This window comes from Akkermansia sp., assembly GCF_020860705.1.
Classification (GTDB): domain Bacteria; phylum Verrucomicrobiota; class Verrucomicrobiia; order Verrucomicrobiales; family Akkermansiaceae; genus Akkermansia.
Genome location: NZ_JAJBTT010000010.1, coordinates 1 through 19,264, shown reverse-complemented (window position 1 = coordinate 19,264; position 19,264 = coordinate 1). Strand labels below are relative to the sequence as shown.

Annotated in this window: 19 protein-coding genes; 12 read left to right on the top strand and 7 right to left on the bottom strand. The window is 57.9% G+C overall.

What is annotated here, in order from left to right:
- Positions 1–115 precede the first annotated feature (115 nt).
- From secD to LIO64_RS02265, 3 genes are all read right to left on the bottom strand, one after another.
- Complete coding sequence (secD, locus tag LIO64_RS02275; protein ID WP_290547833.1) at positions 116–2,497, bottom strand: protein translocase subunit SecD; 2,382 nt, start codon at positions 2,495–2,497, stop codon at positions 116–118.
- Positions 2,498–2,744: 247 nt separating this feature from the next.
- Positions 2,745–3,707: a polysaccharide deacetylase family protein gene (locus LIO64_RS02270; RefSeq protein WP_290547832.1), complete on the bottom strand. Its 963-nt coding sequence runs from the start codon at positions 3,705–3,707 to the stop codon at positions 2,745–2,747.
- A 144-nt stretch (positions 3,708–3,851) separates the two neighbouring features.
- On the bottom strand, positions 3,852–4,583 hold the full coding sequence (locus LIO64_RS02265) for an outer membrane lipoprotein-sorting protein (RefSeq protein ID WP_290547831.1): 732 nt from the start codon (positions 4,581–4,583) through the stop codon (positions 3,852–3,854).
- 146 nt (positions 4,584–4,729) lie between these two features.
- Here LIO64_RS02265 and LIO64_RS02260 point away from each other — a divergent pair, with 146 nt between their 5' ends.
- The 7 genes from LIO64_RS02260 to LIO64_RS02230 all read left to right on the top strand — a co-directional run bounded on the left by LIO64_RS02260 (position 4,730) and on the right by LIO64_RS02230 (position 10,516).
- The gene (locus LIO64_RS02260) at positions 4,730–5,419 is read left to right on the top strand and encodes a polyphenol oxidase family protein (RefSeq protein ID WP_290547830.1); all 690 of its coding nucleotides are present in this window, start codon (positions 4,730–4,732) and stop codon (positions 5,417–5,419) included.
- Between the two features lie 226 nt (positions 5,420–5,645).
- Positions 5,646–6,566: a phage capsid protein gene (locus LIO64_RS02255; protein WP_290547829.1), complete on the top strand. Its 921-nt coding sequence runs from the start codon at positions 5,646–5,648 to the stop codon at positions 6,564–6,566.
- Between the two features lie 233 nt (positions 6,567–6,799).
- On the top strand, positions 6,800–7,714 hold the full coding sequence (locus LIO64_RS02250; protein ID WP_290547828.1) for a ThuA domain-containing protein: 915 nt from the start codon (positions 6,800–6,802) through the stop codon (positions 7,712–7,714).
- Positions 7,715–7,908: 194 nt separating this feature from the next.
- Positions 7,909–8,616: a type I 3-dehydroquinate dehydratase gene (locus tag LIO64_RS02245; RefSeq protein WP_290547827.1), complete on the top strand. Its 708-nt coding sequence runs from the start codon at positions 7,909–7,911 to the stop codon at positions 8,614–8,616.
- Between the two features lie 27 nt (positions 8,617–8,643).
- On the top strand, positions 8,644–9,570 hold the full coding sequence (gene menA / locus LIO64_RS02240; protein WP_290547826.1) for a 1,4-dihydroxy-2-naphthoate octaprenyltransferase: 927 nt from the start codon (positions 8,644–8,646) through the stop codon (positions 9,568–9,570).
- 38 nt (positions 9,571–9,608) lie between these two features.
- Positions 9,609–10,040 (top strand): hypothetical protein, encoded by a 432-nt coding sequence (locus LIO64_RS02235; protein ID WP_290547825.1) that lies wholly within the window; start codon positions 9,609–9,611, stop codon positions 10,038–10,040.
- A 5-nt stretch (positions 10,041–10,045) separates the two neighbouring features.
- Positions 10,046–10,516 carry a hypothetical protein gene (locus LIO64_RS02230; protein WP_290547824.1) on the top strand — a complete coding sequence of 157 codons (471 nt, stop codon included), beginning with the start codon at positions 10,046–10,048 and terminating at the stop codon, positions 10,514–10,516.
- 123 nt (positions 10,517–10,639) lie between these two features.
- Here the strand turns inward: LIO64_RS02230 and gluQRS are convergent, their stop codons facing one another.
- A complete protein-coding gene (gene gluQRS / locus LIO64_RS02225) occupies positions 10,640–11,485 on the bottom strand; it encodes a tRNA glutamyl-Q(34) synthetase GluQRS (RefSeq protein WP_290547823.1) in 846 nt (281 codons plus the stop codon).
- 131 nt (positions 11,486–11,616) lie between these two features.
- Here gluQRS and LIO64_RS02220 point away from each other — a divergent pair, with 131 nt between their 5' ends.
- The 3 genes from LIO64_RS02220 to LIO64_RS02210 all read left to right on the top strand — a co-directional run bounded on the left by LIO64_RS02220 (position 11,617) and on the right by LIO64_RS02210 (position 14,899).
- Positions 11,617–13,491, top strand: a complete 1,875-nt coding sequence (locus tag LIO64_RS02220) for an SLC13 family permease (protein ID WP_290547822.1) — start codon at positions 11,617–11,619, stop codon at positions 13,489–13,491.
- A gap of 298 nt (positions 13,492–13,789) precedes the next feature.
- Positions 13,790–14,287 carry a tetratricopeptide repeat protein gene (locus LIO64_RS02215; protein WP_290547821.1) on the top strand — a complete coding sequence of 166 codons (498 nt, stop codon included), beginning with the start codon at positions 13,790–13,792 and terminating at the stop codon, positions 14,285–14,287.
- A gap of 54 nt (positions 14,288–14,341) precedes the next feature.
- The gene (locus LIO64_RS02210) at positions 14,342–14,899 is read left to right on the top strand and encodes a hypothetical protein (RefSeq protein ID WP_290547820.1); all 558 of its coding nucleotides are present in this window, start codon (positions 14,342–14,344) and stop codon (positions 14,897–14,899) included.
- Between the two features lie 105 nt (positions 14,900–15,004).
- Here LIO64_RS02210 and gmk read toward each other — a convergent pair whose 3' ends face one another.
- The 3 genes from gmk to LIO64_RS02195 are packed head-to-tail and all read right to left on the bottom strand — an operon-like array spanning position 15,005 to position 17,776.
- Positions 15,005–15,601, bottom strand: a complete 597-nt coding sequence (gmk, locus tag LIO64_RS02205; RefSeq protein ID WP_290547819.1) for a guanylate kinase — start codon at positions 15,599–15,601, stop codon at positions 15,005–15,007.
- A 5-nt stretch (positions 15,602–15,606) separates the two neighbouring features.
- Complete coding sequence (locus LIO64_RS02200) at positions 15,607–16,482, bottom strand: YicC/YloC family endoribonuclease (protein WP_290547818.1); 876 nt, start codon at positions 16,480–16,482, stop codon at positions 15,607–15,609.
- Between the two features lie 19 nt (positions 16,483–16,501).
- On the bottom strand, positions 16,502–17,776 hold the full coding sequence (locus LIO64_RS02195) for a valine--pyruvate transaminase (protein ID WP_290547817.1): 1,275 nt from the start codon (positions 17,774–17,776) through the stop codon (positions 16,502–16,504).
- Positions 17,777–17,866: 90 nt separating this feature from the next.
- Here LIO64_RS02195 and LIO64_RS02190 point away from each other — a divergent pair, with 90 nt between their 5' ends.
- Together LIO64_RS02190 and LIO64_RS02185 are read left to right on the top strand one after the other, a co-directional pair.
- Positions 17,867–18,346: a hypothetical protein gene (locus LIO64_RS02190; protein ID WP_290547816.1), complete on the top strand. Its 480-nt coding sequence runs from the start codon at positions 17,867–17,869 to the stop codon at positions 18,344–18,346.
- A gap of 21 nt (positions 18,347–18,367) precedes the next feature.
- Positions 18,368–19,255 carry a hypothetical protein gene (locus LIO64_RS02185; protein ID WP_290547815.1) on the top strand — a complete coding sequence of 296 codons (888 nt, stop codon included), beginning with the start codon at positions 18,368–18,370 and terminating at the stop codon, positions 19,253–19,255.
- Positions 19,256–19,264 lie beyond the last annotated feature (9 nt).

The window sequence follows — 19,264 nt, the reverse complement described above, 5'->3', positions numbered from 1 at the left end:
CTATCACCCCTATCACCCCTATCACCCCCTGAACATCATCCCCAAAAAACACAAACCGGGAGAGGCATGCTACCTCCCCCGGTCAAACTCAATAAACTCACTCCCTTCCAGCGAATCAGGCTCCGGCCTTCATGGCCTGCTTGACTTCCTCATGCAGCCCGTGCTTTCTGGAGAAGATAAGAGCTGCCGGAGAAGCGATGAAGATGGAGGAATACGTACCAATCAGAATACCTGCGGAAATCGTCCAGGCAAAGTCTTCCATGGAAGGCCCGCCGAAGAAGTACAGACACACAAGAACGGCCAGCGTGGAAAGGGAGGTCAGAATGGTACGGGAAAGCGTCTGGTTGATGGCCTCATTCATGATCTGGTCCGCACTCTCATTCGGATCCGAGAATCGGAGGAATTCGCGAATACGGTCAAACACGATAATCTTGTCATTGATGGAATAACCGGCCACCGTCAGCAACGCGCCGATGTGGATGACGTTCAACTCCGTACCGCTGATGATCACCAGCCCCAGCACCAAGAGAACGTCATGCGTCAGGGCGATGACTGCACCAATGGCGAAGGTCCATTCAAACCGCACTGTCAGATAAATCATGATACCCAGAATACCGAAGAACAAGGCCCATGCGGAAGTGATGAGCGTATCGTACCCCATGGACTGCCCGATGGTTTCTTCACTGAACGGGGCCTTTTCCAGCACGGGGAATGCCTTGTTCAGCGCCGTGGTGATAGCCTCCTTGTCCTGGGCATTGTCGGAGAAGTTGACCAGGATGTTTACCTTGCTGCTGTCCGTGGATTCAGCCACTTCCTGCACCGTGGCCTTCTGGGTCAGAGACAGCTTGTTGACAACCTGCTCGGCTTCCTTGAAAGAAACGTCGCCCTTGTTCACCAGGTAGGAGATGGAGGAACCGCCGGTGAAGTCCATGCCCAGGCAGTCCTTGCCCTTCATCGCACCCACTACAATGCAGACCACCAGCAGGATGGCGGACAGGGAGCAGGACCAGCCCTTCTGGCCCATGAAGTTGAAGTTGCTCTTCTTCTTGAAGAGGTTCAGGAATTTGAGGTCCTTCATCATGCCGATGGTATCCGCCCAGTAGAACAGGACGCGGGTGACGAGAATCGCCCCGATCATGGAGGTGATGACGCCCACCGTCAGCGTGACGGCAAAGCCCTTGATGGTGCCGGTGGCCATCCAATACAGGATGACGGCCGTGATGAGGGAGGTGATGTTGGAGTCAAAAATGGCGGAGAAAGCTTTGTCAAAGGAGTTGCGGATAGCCACGCGGAAGGGGCGACCCGCTTCCTTTTCTTCCCGCAGGCGTTCATAGATGAGCACGTTGGCATCCACCGCCACGCCCAGGGTCAGCACAATACCGGCAATACCCGGCAGCGTCAGTTCAAACCCGAAGATGGACATGGCCCCCAGAAGAAGCAGGGCATTGATCGTCAAGCCCATGATAGCCACCAGACCCGCAAAGCGGTAGTAGATGATCATCATAATGAAGCAGAGAATCAACCCCGTGATGCCGGCGTATTCCCCTTGGAGCAGGGCCGTATGGCCCAAGGAGGCGGAAATTTCACTGGCGGATTCAAAGTTGAGCTTGTTGGTCAGGGGGTTGGAAAGCACCTTCGTCAGGGCTTCCGCTTCGCCGGGAGCATCCAGACCGCTGATTTCAAAGCTTTTTGAAAGAATGGCCTGGACCGTGGGGGCGCTCTTGACCACGTCATCCAGCACAATGGCCATGCGGTCGTGGCCCAGCTGCATGCGGGAAGTCAGGTTGTACATCTTGTCCGCACCTTCATTGCTCAGGGTGACGTTGACATGGCCGGGACGGGCCAGGTCCACCCCGGCGCGGACGATGTCCTTACCCGTCAGGGATTCACGTTTTTCCAGGAAGATTTTTTCCGTGACGTCCTCGTTTTTGCCATTCTTGAAGGTGTATTCATACAGCCTGTAGCCGGGAACGCGGATGCGGCCTTCCGCCACCAGTTCATTGTTGCGCGGATGGACGGGGAGAATCTGCAGCTTGGCAACCTTCGTCAGAATGGCCTTGGTTTCTTCCCTCTTGGCGGGGTCCGCGGCGGGAATCTGCACTTCAATGAGGTTCAGGTCATCCTTCTTCTTCGGACGGATGATGACGTCATTGGCGCCGGTGCTGTTGAGGCGGTCCGTCAGAATAACGCACGCCTGCTCCATGGCCTGGTCCGTCAGGGGAATAGGCTTGCCGTCATCCCCGATGTTCGGCTCCACGCTCAGCGTGAAGGAAACGCCCCCCGCAATGTCAATGCCGTACTTCAAGCCCTGCTGGAACAGGGAGAAAAGAGAAAAGGAGGCAATGCCGATAATGAAAATCGTGCCGGCGTTGCGCTTGACCTTGTCCTGCTCTGAACCCAGGTACCAGAAAAATACGCCCAGCAATATCAGGCCGCCTATGAAAATGAAGAGAGGATTGTTGAAGAGATCGTAAATAGACGCGAGAAAAGCGGGCATTCCGCCAGCCGCGGGGAGAGTTTCGGCAGATGCCAGGAGATTCATAGACATTTCAATCCGGATTGAGTGTGAGTAATACGGCAAGGGATTGTGGAGAAATTCACCAGCAGGTCAAGCCTTCTGTGCGTGTACCCGTTAAGAGGAAGGCTCACCCGGCGGAACGCCGGAAGCATGGCGCACCACGGACATGAAAAACCCGGTTTCCACAGGGAAACCGGGTTAAAAGGGAAACCGGAACCGCCGGGGGCTACCTGCCGGCCACCGTTTCTGCGGGAACTGGAGCGGGCGCCACGGGAGTAATGATCACCGGAGCAGGAAGGGGGGATGAATCCGGAATGGCGGGAGCGGCCGGCATGGAAGGCACGTGTCCGGCGGCGGCGCGGCCGCGCCGGATGAGTTCGGAAACGGTCACCAGCTCATAGCCGCGGTTTTTCAGTCCCTTCACAATGGCGTCAATAGCCGCTACCGTGGAGGCATGGATGTCATGCACCAGAATGATGGAACCGGGCTTGGCGCCATTCACCGCGCGGGCGGCCACCACGGAGGAACCGGGCTTGCGCCAGTCATTCGTGTCCACATCCCACATGATGGTGGTGAACCCGAAGCGCTGGCGGGCCCAGGAAGCTACGCCGGCGTTCGTGTAGCCGCCGGGGGGGCGCATGACCACGGGAATAATGCCGCAGGCGTTGCGGATGGCCTCATTGGTGCTCTGGAGCTGGGCTTCCGCCTTTTCACGGGGAACCTTGCTCAGGTAAATGTGATTCCACGTATGGTTGCCTACTTCATGGCCTTCATTGACCATGCGGCGCACCACCTGGGGATGGGCCTTCACGTTGCAGCCCTGCATGAAGAAAGTTCCCTTCACGTTGTTGGCGCGGAGGATGTCCAGCACCTTGGGAGTCAGCGTTCCGTGGGGGCCGTCGTCAAAGGTGAGGGCCACCACCTTGTCCGGGACCGCCACGCGGTTTACCGTAACTCCAGGAGTACGAGGGGAAAGGGGAGCGTCATTATAGGACGGGCTCACGGACTGCACCGGCACGGACTTGGAGGGCAGTTTCACGGCGGGACGGTCCGGCTTTTTCCCTGGAGCGGTCACCGGGGAAAGGGAGGCCTTCACCGGAGCGCCAGGCTGCACCGGCTGATCCTGATGCTGGGAACAGGCGGACAGCCCAAACGCCAGGGCGCATGTGAGGAATAAACGTTTCTTCATAACAGGTTTTTGCACGATGTACGCTCATACCACCCTCTTGTCACGCCCTAAATCATCCATCTGTGCGGCATGAAAAAGAAGAGGGTCCTGCCGCCCTTCCAAGGTACGGCTGCCGTGGAAAACGCAACGGGAGACGGAGAGGAATTATTCCGGACTATCCATGTCAATATAGCTGACGGATACCGTCCTGCGGGGATTGGAAGGGTCCCGCACTTCCACCTTCATCCGTTTGAAAAACCAGGAGCCGTCTTTCAGCTTCATCACGGAATCAATCATGAAACGCTTGGCCAGTTCCCCACGGCCGTCAATGCCGTCCACCTGCCACATGGCGCCGTTTTCCTTGTCAATCCAGACGCGCACCCAGGCATACTGCCCTACCTTGGGATTCGGATTCGGAATCTGGACAATCCAGCAATCCCGGCCCTTCACCGTGCTCGCCGCATCGTCCCGGACGATTTTGGCGCCGGGCCAATACAGGTAGCGCATGGAAAGGTCTTCATACGTTACGTCCGTCCCCGCAATGGGAACCGCGTACTGGGAGACCGGCAGAACGCCGGATTTTCCGTCCTTCCATGAAAGGATTTCCTGACCGCGGTCCCTGAACTTCAGGTCAAACCTGTTCCAGACATTATTAAGCTGGTACTGGAAGGCAATCAGGCTGCCGCGCAGGCTCATGGAAAAAGGCACCTTCACGCTGCGCCTGCGTATCTGCCCCTTCACATCCTTGTTCTCCTGGAGAGTCGCCCCCTGGCGTACCTTTTTCAGCAGCTGCCCGGCATCCGGAGCCGCCTGCTGGGAGAATGAAGGAGCCAGGGAAAGGGCAGCGACGGCCGCCCCGGCTAAAAAAGAGGAAAGTAAAGAGCGTCTGCGCATCATGAGTTGCTCATATCACTCCGGAAACACGGAAAAAAACCTTTTCTCAGTCACCGGGCGGCATCCGTGACATTTTGCGCCAGATTTTGCTCGACTAGGTAATACAAAACGACAAGATGTGCCCAACGACATCTATTGATCCATCAATTATGGAAACGCCTGCATTCTTGAAGCCCATCCAGTCCTATCCTGGTGAAATCGTCCAATTCATTGAAAGAATCCCGGGAGTAGACGTAGCGGGAGACCGTGAAACCGTACTGGAACGGCTGGAACCATACCACAGGGCGGAAGTGGAAGCTCTGGGGTGGCGGTGGAAAGACCTGCGCCGCGCCGAACAGGTGCACGGCACCAGGGTGGCTCTGGTGGGGGACATTGGCTCCAATTACCCCGTGGAAGGCGTAGACAGCCTGATCTGCTCCGGGGTTTCCGACTGCGTGCTCGCCATCTACGTGGCGGACTGCGCCGCCGTCTGGCTGTACGACAAGGAAAACTGCCACCGCTCCCTGATTCATTCAGGCAAGGCGGGAACGGCCGGCAACATCGTGGCCAACACCATCAAGTCCATGAAGAAATGCCTGGGTGTGGACCCCGCCAACCTGATTGCCGTCATTTCCCCCTGCATCCGTCCCCCCCATTATGAGGAAGACATTCCGACAGCCATCAAAACCCAGCTCATTGAGGAAGGGGTGCCGGAAGAACAGATTCATGATTCCGGCCTGGATACGGCGGCGGATACCAAGCGCTTTTACTCCTACCGCATGGAAAAAGGGCAGACGGGCCGCATGCTGGCCCTCTTCGGTCCGGATCACGCCACGCGCCCGCATCCGATCATTCTCTGACAGCAGGAAGGCCGACCCTTTCATTCTTTTTGCCCAGCGCATCACGGTTCCGCCGTGGTGCGCTTTTTTTCCATGTGGTCCATACCCGTTGTCGCTGGACGGGCCCGGCCACGCAATCCCGGAAGGGACACGGCCGCATCCCACCGCGGCAGGACCGTTCCGGTTACGCCGGACCCGATAATCCGAGTTGCCGTTCCCGCATTCAAACATCATTACATTTGCAATCATGGCAGTAACAATCAGCGACAACTATCAGGTAAAATACACCAGAAAATGGGGCACCCTGCTCCAGCAGCACGCCTCCCGGCTGGACAAGTACGTCAGCGTCATGCGCGACTTGAGCGGCAAGGTGGTCTTCCTGGACCAATTCGGCGTTCTGGACTTCACGGAAAAAACAACCCGCGTAGGCCAGACCGTTCTGAACGAGGCCCCCACTACGCGCCGTTCCATGCGTCCGCGCACCTTCACCAAGGCCATTGGCTATGATGAATTCGACGCCACCAACCTGGGAGACATGGACCTTCCCGTCAGCAAGACGATTGAAGGGCTCCAGGCCGCCGCAGGCCGCCGCATGGACGACGTGATGATCTCCGGCTTCCTGGACACGAATTACGTGGGAGAGGACGGCATGACCGCCGTTCCGTTCAAGGAAAGCCAGCAGATCGCCGTGGACCACGTGGACAGCGGCACCAAGAGTTCCAGCAACCTCACCGTGGCCAAACTGCGCGCGGCCCTCCAGCTCTTTGAGGAAAATGAAGCCTGGAACCAGGACGCCCCCCAGTTTGGCGACCAGCTCGTCATTGCGGTAACCAGTTCCCAGATCATGAGCCTGCTGAGGGAAACGGAAGTCAGCAGTTATGACTTCAACAACGTAAAAGCCCTGGTGGAAGGCAAGCTGGACACCTTCATGGGCTTCAAATTCATCCGCACCCAGCGGCTTCCCAAGACGGAGGACGGCACCCGTTCCTGCCTGGCCTGGGTGAAGAGCAAGGCCCAGTTCGGCATCTGGAACGACTTCAAAGTGAAGCTTTCCGTACGCGACGACATGGAGGAAGCCCTCCAGATCCGGGCCAAATTCGCCTGTGGAGCCACCCGTCTCCAGGAGGAAGGCTTCGTTAAAATCCTGTGTGACGAAGGGGCCAGCTAATCCCCTCAAAACAAGGAACCTCTTCCCTCAGCCCTGAGGGGAGGCGCCCCGGACCGCAAAACGGTCCGGGGCTTTTTTTACCGGTGCATGGACAAGCGGCCATGCTTCCAATATCCACGCGGGCCAGTAAAAGAATGTCTGCGCATTCCTGAAAAACGGCCGCTCTCCTGATAAAGAATTCCGTCCTTGAAACGGAAATTTGACTTTACCGGCATACCGGATACATTGGCCGGATGAATTGGAAGCACTTTTACATGGTCTTCTGCATGCTCCTGCTGGCGGCCTGCGCTACGGCACGGGGGGAGAAGACGCGCATTCTGATCGTGGACGGCTTCTCCAACCACGACTGGCAGCGTACCACCGCCTGCCTTAAGATCCTGCTGGAAAATGAAGGGGGCTATTCCGTGTATGTCAGCACCTTCCCGGCGAATGCCCCGGCGGCGGAACGGGAGGCCTGGAACCCGGATTTCAAAAACTATGACGTCGTCATCCAGAACACCAACGGCGGAACGGGAGGCCCCGAATGGAGCGCCGTGGCAAAAAAGGGCCTGGAACAATACCTCATGGAAGGGGGAGGCATGCTGGCCTTCCATTCCGCCAACAACGCCTTCCCCCGGTGGCCGGAATACAACCGGATGATCGGACTGGGATGGAGGCCCAAGGATTACGGGACATCCCTGGTCGTCACGGATGATGAAACCATTCTCCGGCTGCCTCCGGGCGAAGGCGGCCACACCTCCCACGGAAACCGCATAGATGCACTGGTGACACGCCTGGGAGACCACCCCATCCATGCAGGATTGCCGCGCCGGTGGAAAACCGCTGACATTGAGGTATACCGCTACGTCCGCGGTCCGGCAGAACACGTCCAGGTGCTCTCCTATGCACGGGACCCGCTTACGGGTCTCAACTTTCCGGTGGAGTGGACGGTCCAGTATGGAAAGGGGAGGGTATATACCTCCACCCTGGGCCATGTCTGGCCCGGAGATCCCAACCTGAAAGGAATTCAGTGCGCCGCATTCCAGACCCTGCTGTTCCGGTCTCTGGACTGGCTGGCTGGAAAAACGGTCCGCCGCTCCGTCCCCGGAGACTTTCCGGTCCCGGAAAAACCATCCCTGCGCCCGCTGCCCGTTCTCTCCGGCAACTGACTTCCCCCTGAACAGGGAAGGACAGCTACGGCGCCATGCGCCTTTCCGTTCGCTACCGTATCCGGAGCGTGCACACGGACCGGAGGAAGAAGAGGAATATTCCCTGGAAAAACTGACATTTTCCGTGCCGCAAAATAGGGTAATGTCATCAATAGAAGATTGACCTTCCTTTCTTTGCTGGGATAGTAGGATGTATGCAGCAGATTGTACGTGAACATCAGTCCTATCCGCCGAAAATCGTTGCGTCCATCACCTCATGGGAGCTGTGGAAAACGCTGAAAGGAAAGGATTTAACGGATCAGTGCGACTGGGTGGAACTGCGTGTGGACGCTCTTCCCCCGGAACTCACGCCAGAGCAGGTTATGGAGTTCCGTCCGGAGATGCCCCTGCTGGTCACCGTCCGCTGCCATGAGGAAGGAGGGCTGCGCCGCATTCCGGAAGAAGAACGCTTCTCCCTGCTCCGGGCCTACATGCCGTACGCTACCGCCATTGACATTGAAATCAAGGCCATGCGCCACGCCAGGGAACTGATCATGGAAGCGGGGGAACGGGACGTCCTCGTCATCGGCTCCACCCATGACTTCCAAATCACGCCGGGCGTGGACTACCTGCGCGAACTGGAAAAAAGGGCGCGCGCCCACAAGGCGGACATCGTCAAATTCGCTTTCACCCCATGCCTTGCCTCGGACATCCAGACGGGCGTACAGCTCTTCACCAAGCCGAAGGGGCCTATCGCCGTCATGGGCATGGGACCCATGGGCCCCGTCTCACGCCTGCTTTACTCCCAACTGGGTTCCTGCCTGGTGTACGGCTACCTGGGGGAAAAAGAAACGGCTCCCGGACAGTGGCACGTCTCCCTCATCAAGGAAACCCTCCGCCGCCTTGAACCCATCCTCCGCTGATTCCGGCGCCTTCTTTTCCGATCTCTCATGAACATCATTACTTCCGCCTTCCTGGCGGCACGTCCCAAGACGCTCACCGCCTCCCTGATTCCGGTATGGGCAGGCTGCATGGTGGTGCAAAAACTGACGGGAAACTGGAACCTGCGCCTGGCCCTTCTGACATTTGCCTCCTGCCTGTGCCTTCAAATTGCCTGCAACTTCTTCAATGACGCCATTGACCATGCCAAGCACGCCGATACGGAACGGCGCACCGGTCCCGTACGCATGACGGCCAGCGGAGCGCTTTCCCATGGAACGGTGATGTTCATAGGAGCCGCATTCCTGCTGCTGGCCTGTCTGCTGGCCCTCCCCCTCATTGAACTGCGCGGCTGGCCCATCGTCGCCATCGGCATTCCTTCCCTCTATTTCACGTACGGGTATACGGGCGGACCGTGGCCGCTGGCTTACAAGGGACTGGGGGAAATCTTCGTTATTCTCTTCTTCGGCCTGGTGGCTGTTCTGGGAACCATCCTGGTGCAGGCAGGCACGGCTCCGGTCATTCCCGGCACGCTCGTGGAATCCCTGGCAGTGTACAACGCCGGCATCGTCGTGGGCATTCAATGCGGCCTCCTGAGCGCCGTCATGATAGCCGTCAACAATATCCGGGACAGAAAGGAAGACCTCACCACGGGCAAACGGACGCTGGCCGTGCGGCTGGGAGAGGGAAAGGCGCGCGCCATGGCGCAGGCCTTCATCCTGGCGGCCTATATCACGCTGCCTACGTCCTGCCGGGCTCTTCATCTGAATTTGGCCCATACGTGGTGGATGTGGATTCCCGCCATCCTCTTCGGCGGCTACCTGATGCTCCTGATCCGCAAAACGCCCGCGGACAAACGCATGAACAAGGTGCTGGCCCTCGCCTCCCTCCATCTGCTCCTGTACCTGGCTACCTACACCATTTTGCCCGCTCACTGAAAAACGCCCCCTTTTCCCAACGTAGTAACGTACGTATCATGGATCTGCTCAAATTCATTCCCGTTTTTCTTCTTCTCCCGGCTTTCTTCTCCTGCACTCAAAAAAGCACCTTGGAAATCGCCACCGGCAAGGTGACGACGATCAAGCTGGGCAACGTGGTCCGCATCAAGGAAATCAACGTGCTCACTTCCTCGGACGACGGCACCTTTGCCAACATGGCGGGCACCGCGGCGGAAGCCATGACCCCAGGCATCATCGGCATGGGCACCTCCAAACTGGCGTCCGCCACCGGCTCCATTGTAGACGGCAGGGTGGAAGCCACCAAAATGATCCGCGTGCGCGTCAAGCTCAAGGATACGAATGAACTGGTGGAAGTCCAGCAGGAGGTCACGCCCAACTTCACCTTGAAAATAGGGCAGGAAGTCGTCATCACCCAGGGCAGCACGCCCGGCAACGTCTGGCCTGATTAACGGAAATGGACCACGCCACTGCATCCGCTCCGCCACACGGGGGCCTTCTGGTTAAAAGCGCCGGCATTCTGGTGGCCGTATCCCCCCTCTGTGCGTGGAAATACGTGAACTACGTTCCTTCCGCAGCCCTGCTGGCCCCGCTCCTCCTTACTGCCCTGGCCGCCGGAACAGTATGGGCCATGAAAAAAAACGTCCGTGAAACGCTCCTTCCGATTCTTCCGGCAATTCGTTTTACGCTGGCGTCAGGCTTGACATTCACCGCAGCCATTCTGCTTTCCCTGGTATCCTTCACCTGGCTTCCCCAGGTCATGGCGGGCATGGGGCTGATGCCTCCCTCATGGATCATCCCTCTGGGTCACCTGCATCTGCTGATCTCTCTCTGCGCCCTTCTCCTGCTGACCCTGGCGGCGGCATACGCATGCCTTCTCTGCACGGGAAAACGCGGGAAACAAGCGCCAGCCGGAACCGGCTCCTGACTTCTCAGAAGCAACCATTCCATCCTTTCCACACCAGCCATGCGGCTTCTTCCCGCGTTTTGTGGGAGCGAAAGAGAAATACCGGACAAACTGCCCCAAGCCTCTCCTGCGGAACATTCCATTCTAACTCTCCCGCATCAGGCGGAAGACGTCTTCCGGCCGCATCCCCGCAGCACGCATCTCCTGAAGACTCATGCTCCGGTCCCTCTTGGCAAGCCTCCTGCCGGAAGCGTCCCTGACCAGACGATGATGGTACCACTGCGGCACGGGAAGCCCCAGCAGCGCCTGGAGCGTACGGTGGATGCCGGTCACCGGAAACAAATCCTCCCCACGGCTTACATGGGTAACACCCTGGGCCGCATCGTCCACCACCACGGCAATGTGGTAGCTGGCCGGGCAATCCTTGCGGCCCAGAATCACGTCCCCCAGTTCCTCCGGGCGGCAGACCTGGTCGCCAAACCGCATGTCCTTCCACAACAGGGGACCCGTAATCCGTGCCGCGGCACGGCAATCCAGCCGCCATGAAAAAGGCCTGCCGGATTTGACAAGCTCCTTCCTGCGCCCCTTGTCAAGCAAACGGCAGGTGCCCGGATAAACATCCACGCTCCCCCCCTGCGGCGCACCGCCCATGGCAGCCACCTCCTCCGCAATCTCCCGGCGCGTGCAGAAACAGGGGTACAGCACCCCGCGGTCCTTCAATATCTGGAGGGCGTGTTCATAAGCGCTGAAACGTGAAGACTGGACCATCATGGGGCCGTCAAAACGAATGCCCAGCCAATCCAGGTCTTCCAGAATGCCTTCCACAAACTCCGGGCGGCAGCGCGTCTGGTCGATGTCCTCCATCCTCAGCACGCACCTTCCGGAAAAACGGTCCGCCAGGGAGCGGGCCTCCCACGCAGCCAGGGCATGGCCCAGATGAAGACGGCCCGTGGGACTGGGGGCAAACCTTGTTACTATGGGGGAATCCATGCGGCGCACCCACCATAAAAAAGCGCAGGAGCCTTTTCAAACCCTTTCCGGAAAATTATTGCGGCTTGACAGAAAGAAGCCGGGAAAGTAGGAGAGTTGGTCCCTTTCCCTGTAAATTCGTCTTTTCGTACATGCTTTCTCTCCTCAACATCAACTCCGCTTCTGTCATGGGCTGGCTGGATGCAGCGGTCACCCAGCAATGGATTGTAGGCATTCTGCTGCTTCTTCTGTTCGTCTGCTTCATCAAGGAATGGATGCCCGTGGAAATCACGGCCCTGGCCGGAACCGCCGTCCTCATGCTCACGGGGATATTGAGCACCCGTGACGTCCTGTCCAGCTTTGCCAACAGCGGTCCGCTGACGGTAGTCTGCATGTTCATCCTGAGCGCCTCCCTGGAAAGGACGGGGCTGATCGGAGACCTCTCCAAACTATTCAACAAGGTCGCCAAAGGCAGGGAGCTGACCGCCCTGCTGGTCATCACGCTGGGAGCGTTCGCGGTCTCCCCCTTCGTCAACAATACCCCTGTAGTCGTCATTCTGATGCCCATCGTCCTCGCCTTCTGCCGGGACCACGGCATCGCCGCTTCCAAGCTGCTCATCCCCCTCTCCTACGCCACCATTCTGGGGGGTACCTGCTCCGTCGTGGGCACCTCCACCAACGTCGTCGTGCTCGGCCAGGTGCAGAAACTCGGGTATGAAGGCATCCAGATGTTCACGGTAACGCCCATGGGGCTGATTTACGCGGCGGTAGGGCTTCTGTACCTCTGGACGCTGGGCCGCAAGTGGCTGCCCGTCCGCCCCACCCTGTCCACCATGCTTCCGGGCGGCATTCAGCGCGACTTCCTGCTCCAGGTCAGAATTCCCGCGGACTCCCCCCACATCGGCGCCACGCCCTTCAGCCTGATGCAGTCCGAACTGCTGGGCATCAAAATTGTGGAAGTGCGCCGCAGGGGCTTCTCCATGCAGGAGGAGCTGCAGCACATCAACCTGGAAGAAGGGGACCGCATCCTCTTCCTGTGCAATGCCAGGAAAGTGAACCAGGTCAGGGAGGCCAAAGGAGTGGACCTGGGCTGGGACGACAGCCGCGGCCTCGAAACTTTGGAACAGCGCGACGTGCAGATCGTAGAGGGCATGATTGCCAACAACTCCGAATTCGCCGGACAGTCCCTGTCTGAACTCAAACTGCGCCAGAGGTTCAACATCTTCGTGCTTGCCATCCACAGGCAGGGCAAAAACATCACGGACATGGGACCGGACACCAAGCTGGCCGCTGGGGATACCCTGCTGCTGGAAGGCCCGCAGGAAGGGATGAACCGCATCCTGACCAAGCAGCGCATCATCCCCCTGAGCCAGCGTCCTGCGGAAGCGCACAACCGCAGCAAACAGGGCTGGGCCATCCTGGCCATGGGACTGTTCATCTTCATCGGCCTGCTGGGCTCCTTTGAGCAGTACGGGGAATTCTTCAAATTCTTCGCGCGCTTCAATCCCTTCTACCTGGCTTTCATCGGCGCCCTGATCGTCGTCATCTCCGGCTGCATCAAGCCCAAGGAAGCCTACCAGGCCGTGGACTGGGGCATTATTTTCCTGATCCTGGGCATGCTGTGCGTGGGGGACGCCATGAGCAAAACCGGGCTCGCCAAGGCCATCGCCTTCGGCGTAGTGGACAACATAGGCCCCATGGGCTGCCTGGTCGCCATTTCCGGACTCTACCTGCTCTGTTCCATCATGACGGAAATGATCTCCAACAACGCCGTGGCCGCCGTCATGGGCCCGCTGGCTTATGAAATGGCCCTGCAATTCGATGCCAACCCCCTCCCCTTCATTCTGGCCGTCATGTTCGGAGCCAGCGCCAGCTTCTCCACCCCCATCGGCTACCAGACCAACACCTACGTGTACAACGCAGGCGGCTACAAATTCAAGGACTTCGTAAAAGTAGGGCTGCCCCTCAACATTCTTCTGTGGATCATCTTCACCTGCACCATCGGCTGGCTGTATCCTCTCAAGTAGAAAAAGCAGCTCTCTGAAAGGCCCTCATCTTCACCCGGGAAAACCTTCCAGAATTTTCCCGTCCGGATTCGTTCTTGCGCAGATGTTTTTCCTCACAGCACAGGAAGGAGATCTTGACATACAATCTGATCCTGGCAGGTGTTAGGAAAGTGTCCGTAGATACAGCCCAAGCAAAGGAATGGCGGGAAAAAACTTTTCTCCCATCTACTGAGGAAATCAAAATAGTTTTGTGCGATTTAACTTTACCAGCTATTCCTGAGACTTATGATATCTATATTGTAGCTAACTGCATAAAACTATGAAAACAATTGTCTTCCATAAAAACTGCTACAAAAAGGCAGGGAGAACTATTACAAAAAGAAAATACTTTACCCAGTGGAACATCATGCTCCTTTTGGGAATATCTTCCTGCCCGGCATTCTCACAGGTTCCGCAACCGCCATCCTCCGCCATTCCCCCCACTGCAGAGGTACGGTCAACAACGGAGGAAGACAGGCTCTTTTTTCAGAAAACCCTTAAAAAGGCCCAACAGGAAAATGACGCCGCTCAGGCAAACCTAGCCATTTGTTACCTGCAAGGAAAAGGAGTGGAACAAAATGTCAAGGAGGCCTTTCAATGGTACGCCAAGGCGGCCCAACAAGGCGATCCCTCGGCACAATACAGCGTAGCCATATGCTATGAAAAAGGATATGGAGTACCCAGGGATCTTTCGCGGGCAAAGGAATGGTGGGAAAAAGCGGCGGCCCAGGGATTTAAGCCTGCCATTCAGAAGTTGAAGGAATATTCAACTCACTGATCCGGTCAAGGCCGTCAATTCAAATGCTGATCATCTTAAAAAAGGGATGGAGCAATGCATAAGAATATCAGAAACCTGATTGTCATCATCCTTTTATACGTTCAAGCAATCGCCCTTTTTCTCATTCAACTCACCATTTACACTCTGGCATACTACAGGCAATCCTATTCCGATATTCTTTTTGTCCCACTCCTTCCCATGGTGATCGTTATCTTCGCCGGGAATTACCTGAGAGACAACATCCTCAGGATCTTTAATCTTGAAAAGAGATCCATTCCGCCGGATACTCTTCAAAAGAATACCGGGATCAAACGTCCGGGCCCCCATTTGAAGAACAGCATCCGGCATGCTCTTAACCAACACCGGGTTCTGCCGCTTTCCCTGTTTATCTCCGCTTCCCTGGTGGTTGCCTGTCTCCAGATCCATGCCTGCCTGAAAGCGTACAACATCCTATTCCTGTTTAACCATCTGATCTTTGACGATCCGGACTTTCCCGTCCCCGACTCCGTCATCAAATGGTGGCTGATCCTGAGCTGTGTCATGATCACCTGGCTGGCCGTCAATGAAATCAGGCTCCTGTTCAAACCATTCCTCCGGAGCGGAGAGAAATAAACGCCTTCCCTTTTACCACGGGATGCCCCTGAAGAAAGAAGGACAAAATCCCGCAAATCCCTCAACGGAACGGAGGGTTTCCTCATCTTCCATCCATGAAAGCCGTTACTCCCTCATCAGCCCCACCCGCATGGACTGGCACCTGAGCAGGGCGGAAAAGGCGGCATAGTCCGCCTCCCGGTCGGAGGAAACCAGGCAATACTGGTACCGGGGAAGGCAGGAGTCTTCCTGTGCGGCATTGCGCAAGCGCAGGGAAATCACCTCGTCACAGTCCGTCTGCCGTCCGCATAGGCGGTTTTTCAGCTCCTCCTGCGGCACGTAAATGTAAACGTCCGCATAACATTGGGGCAGGATTCCGTCCCGGCAGGTGCGGACTTGGTCCGCCCCCTGCACGTCAATGTCCATCACCACGTTTTTCCCCTGTTCCAGAAGATTCAGGATGTCCGCCTTCAGCGTGCCGTAACGGTTGCCGTGCACCTCCGCATATTCCAAAAAGTCCCCCTTCTCCACCCTGGCGGTGAATTCGGACGGAGTCAGGAAATGGTAATCCACTCCGTTCACCTCTCCGGGCCGGGGCTGGCGCGTCGTGCAGGAGATGCTGTACACACACAGCCCGTTTTCCGTCGCGCGGCGGCACAAGGTCGTTTTCCCGGAACCGGAAGGCCCGGACACCACCAGCAAAGTTCCCAATGGCTGTTTCATGGCTGTTATTCGATGTTCTGAACCTGTTCCCTGATTTTTTCCAGCTCCGTCTTGGCGGAGACCACCAGATGGGACAGCGTGGAATCATTCGCCTTGGACCCGATGGTATTGAATTCCCTAAAGATTTCCTGACACAGGAAGTCCAGCGGCCTGCCGGCGGGAGCGGAGGAAGCGCACAAGGTGCGGAATTGGTCGAAGTGGGAGGAAAGGCGCGTGATTTCCTCGGAAATATCACACTTGTCCGCGAACAGGGCCACTTCCCGGATGATGCGCTCATCATCCGCAGAAACGGACAAGTCCGCCTCCGCCAGGCGCTTGAGCATGGCTTCCCGCAGCCTTGCAGGCACGGACGGGGCATGTTCCGCAATCTTGAGGCGGAACTGTTCCAGCGTAGCCAGCTTGCCCAGCACGTCCACCTTCAGGTTGGCGCCTTCCGCCGCACGCATGGCGGTAAAGTCTTTCAGGGCGGCCTTGAGCGCCTCTTCCACCACGGGCCATGCCTCCTCCGGGGAAAGGGCGGTTTCCGCCGCGGAGGTGATGATTTCCAGCCGCAGCAAGTCGGACGCCTGCAGGGGCAGCGGCTGTCCGGCCAGGCCAGACGCACGGTTCAGCAGCCCTGCCAGGGAGGCCAGTTTCTTTTCATCCAGCTGGAGGGCTCCGTCCGCTGCCTCCTGCCGCTCCACGGAGACGGAAACACCCACGCGGCCGCGGGATACGGCCCCCTGCACAAGGGAACGCACGGAAGCGTCCCACTCCGCGTAGCTGCGCGGCACGTTGACGGCAATTTCCGTCTGCTTGCGGTTTACTCCGGATATTTCAACAAGAATGTTGTAACGGTCTGTCTGGGCAACGGCTCTACCGAAGCCGGTCATGCTGTTCATGGATACGGGTCAGATTTGGTTAAGAATGGGAATAGGCTTTTTTCACCTCTTCAGCCACGATGGAGAGCCCCTTGCGCAGGAGTTCCTCCGGCTGGGTGAAGCTGATGCGGATGCATTCATGCCGGTGAGGCCAGGGTTCCCCCTCCTCCGGAAGGGCGAAAAAGAAGTGATGGCCGGGATTCACAAAGCAGCCCCGGGCCTTGCACCGTTCATACAATTCCTGGCACGTGATGGGAAGCCCTTCAAACCACAGCCACAGGAACATGGCTCCTTCACTCTTGTGGACGCGCCACGGGATGGATTCTCCAAAGAGTTCCGGCAGCAGGGACAGGGCGAATTCCGCCTGGCTGCGGTAAAACGGCGTCAGGGTTTCACGGCAGACGCGTTCCAGCGTGCCGTCCTCCAGATAGGGCGTCACCAGCGCCTGGCCCAGATTGTTCGGGCACAGGGAGGAGGTGGTCACCATGCTGACCACGGCACGGACGATGTCCGGCCGCGCAATCACAATGCCGGTGCGTGTGCCGGGCAGTCCGATCTTGGACAGGCTCATGGTCAGGATCATGTTTTCATCCCAGGCCGGCTTCACGGGCACAAAGCAGATGTTGGGCAGCGGGGGGCCGTAGGCGTTGTCAATCATCAGCGGCACGCCGGCGCGGGCCGCCATTTCCCGCAGGCGGTCCAGTTCCTCATCCGTCACCACGTTTCCGGTGGGATTGGTGGGCCGGGACATGCAGATGGCCGCCGTTTCCGGACGGATGTCCAGGCGGTCAAAGTCAATCACGTACTTGAACGTGTGTCCGTCCAGCATGCGGATGCCGGGCCGGATGCCCCGGAACATTACCCCGCCGCACAGGGATTGGGACTGGTAGCCCACATAATCCGGGCACAGGGGAAAAAGGATTTCACGCATGCCGCCGTCCTGGCAGGGGCCCGCAAGCATGTTGAAAAGCGTGAAGCAGGCCATCTGGCCGCCCTGGGTGATCGCCACGTTCTCCGGCTTCAGATCCCAGCCGCAGCGTTCATGAAGAAAACGGACCAGTGCACGGATGAAGGCGGGGTCCCCGCCCGGATGGGCGTAATGGCCCACAAGCACATCGAATTTTCCGTTCCGCACCAGCTCCGCCATGCTGCTGCGCCAAAGTTCCGTCACTTCCGGAATGACGGCGGGGCTCCCGCCGTTCAATTGGCACAGGCCGGGATCGCCCGAATGGAGGGCCTTGAACAAATCCTCCATCAAATCATCAATACCCGTTCTTGCCGTCAGATGGCCTCCAATCTCCGATAATTGCATCATGCCGCGGGCATTGTAGCCGCATACGCGTTTTATGCGAGAAAAATCATTGTTCCGCAGGGCGCATGAACAGTTTGACTTTCCCCCCCGTTAATGTTCATAATCCCCGGCATGTTCAATATCGTGCGATTCACCAGGCGTACCTGTCCGGCGCTGGCCCTTGCGCTGGCCCTCACCTCGTGCGACAGCGGTACGAATGAAGCCCTTACCTCCTTCATCACGGGAAATTCATCCTCGGAACACCAGCAGCTTCAGGCGCAAATCCAGCAGATGAAAGACGCCCTGGCCCAGCTGGACCAGGAAATCAGCCAGGCGGAATCCCACGACGCCCGCGTGAATTACAATCTTCAAAAACGGCTTTCCAATCCGGGCAAAATCACCACACCCTTCACGGTGAAGGATATTGACATCCTGCCCTCCAAGCGCCGCGATTTCGAGCACCTGTGCTTTGACCTTGAAGACATGCGCAAGACGCTGGCGCAGCGCAAGCAGGAGTTTCACGCCCTGCAATACCAGTATAACGCGTATGCCGCCAAACTGGCCGACTTCAAGCAGTCCCACCCGGTAGATTAACCCCAGCTTCCCACGCATCCCATGACTGACTCACCTTCCCGGCAACAATCGTCTGACGAGCCCCTCCTCCCTTCCGGGGACGAAACCCGCTTCGCGCCCAAGGAGAACCTGAACGGCTCTGAAGAACACAAGGGCGAAACCTCCGCCCCCGCGGCGAAAAAACGCCTGAAAACCTCCCTGGACGTCGTGTCCGAACATACGGCGGAAGAAGAATCCGCCCAGCAGGAGGAGGCGGAAAAGAAAGCCAAAGGAGACGCTCTTTTCTGGAACCTGTGCCTGGGGCTGTTCGCCCTCATCGTCATTGGGGCCGGATACATTGTTTATGAAAAATTCTCCCAGCTTCCCGATCCGGTAAAAGATGCGAGGGAAGCGCTGGAGGCCAACCATGCCCAGCTCCTGGAAAAACAGGAACAGCTCAAGGAGATACGGAACAAAACCGCTCCCAAGGAGCAACTGCTCGGCCTGCTGGACATCTTCGAAAACACGGCCGCCGACCTGGATGAAACGCAGAAATCCATTGAGAAGGAAAAAATGCGCGTCGCCGGCATCCGGGGAGAAATCCGCTCCTACTTTGAACGCTACCGCCAGGACGCCAGGGCCAAGGCCCGCGGCCGCAAGTTTGACATCCTCAAAACGGCCCATTCCGGAAAAACCTATCTGAATGTGGAAATCACCCGCGTGGAAAACGAATTCGTGCGCATCATGCATGAACAGGGGAGTACCTCCATTCCCGCCGGAGACCTTCCGGACGATCTCCGGGAAATACTGGCCTACGGCGATCCGCTGAACATTACGGCCATGAACCAGACGGACGCTTCCCTTCAATCTCCCGTCATCCGCAGGGCGCCTTCTCCGCCCCCGGCCCCCGTCCCCGGTGCCCCGCCGGGCCAGAAGCAAGGGGGGGGATAAGACCGGGAG